At 61.0% G+C, this 1,088-nt stretch carries 1 pseudogene; it reads right to left on the reverse strand.

The features are described 5' to 3' along the window. A pseudogene (locus AX703_RS26950) lies at positions 1 to 869 on the reverse strand (helix-turn-helix domain-containing protein); the annotation flags it as partial. Positions 870 to 1,088: the final 219 nt, after the last annotated feature.

The following is a 1,088-nucleotide window of genomic DNA, read 5'->3' on the forward strand; positions in this document are numbered from 1 at the left end:
TTTGCATTCCAGTCATATGCACCCCGGACCATCCGGGACGAGGCGCACTGTAGGTGATGTCGGTCTGCCACATCTCGTTCGGCCGCGTGGTTTTCGTGTGGAACTGATCGGCAGCCTTGATCACGACATAGGCCGGGCTGGTGATCAGGTCGTGGGCCTTCAACAGGCGGTAAACCGTGGATTCCGACACGAAGTAGCGCTGCCCATCGGTGAAGCGCACGGCCAGTTCCCGGGGGCTCAGCTCAGACTGTTCCAGCGCCAGCTCGATGATCTGGTCGTGGATGCCCGCCGGGATGCGGTCCACACCCGGCTCGGCGCCGATGGCCGATCTTCCAACGCCTCCGGCCCGCCTTCGAGGTAGCGATCATACCAGCGGTAGAATGTCCGACGAGGGATGCCGAGTTGGTCCAGCGTGCGCTTGGCCGACAGGTGCGACTGCTCGACGGTTCTGATGATCTCGAGCTTCTCGGATGCGGGATATCTCATTCGTCGTTGCCCCCATCCGCGACCATGCTTTTTTTGAGCAGACGGTTTTCCAGTGTCAGATCGGCCACGCATTCCTTCAGGGCCCGGGCTTCGCGGCGCAGGTCCTGGACATCTCCGGTGGTCGCGGCACGGGCGGTGTCGCCGGCCAGGCGGCGCTTGCCAGCTTCCATGAACTCCTTCGACCAGGTGTAATACAGGCTCTGGGCAATGCCTTCCTTGCGGCATAGCTCGGCGATGCTGTCTTCCCCGCGCAGGCCATCCAGCACGATGCGGATCTTGTCCTCGGCCGAAAAGTGGCGCCGGGTCTGTCGGCGGATGTCCTTCACTACCCGCTCTGCTGGGGCCTTGGCGGGCGATTTTACATTGGAGGATCTGGGCTTCATCTTCGTTCCTTCGTCACTACGACGAAGCCCAGATCCTCCTTAAATCACAACCTCAAATCTGTGCCATTGGTGCTGACGGCGGACACTGCCTGACCCGTGTCGCCCAAGTTCCCGGGTCTTGTAATGGCAGGTTCAACTGAAATCAGCCGCGCGCAATTGGACGTTGAATGGCTTCGTCTGTGAAGGGTTTCGGGCGCTTGCGTACGAAAGCCTCCAGTG

Source organism: Novosphingobium sp. CCH12-A3 (assembly GCF_001556015.1).
Classification (GTDB): Bacteria; Pseudomonadota; Alphaproteobacteria; order Sphingomonadales; family Sphingomonadaceae; genus Novosphingobium; species Novosphingobium subterraneum.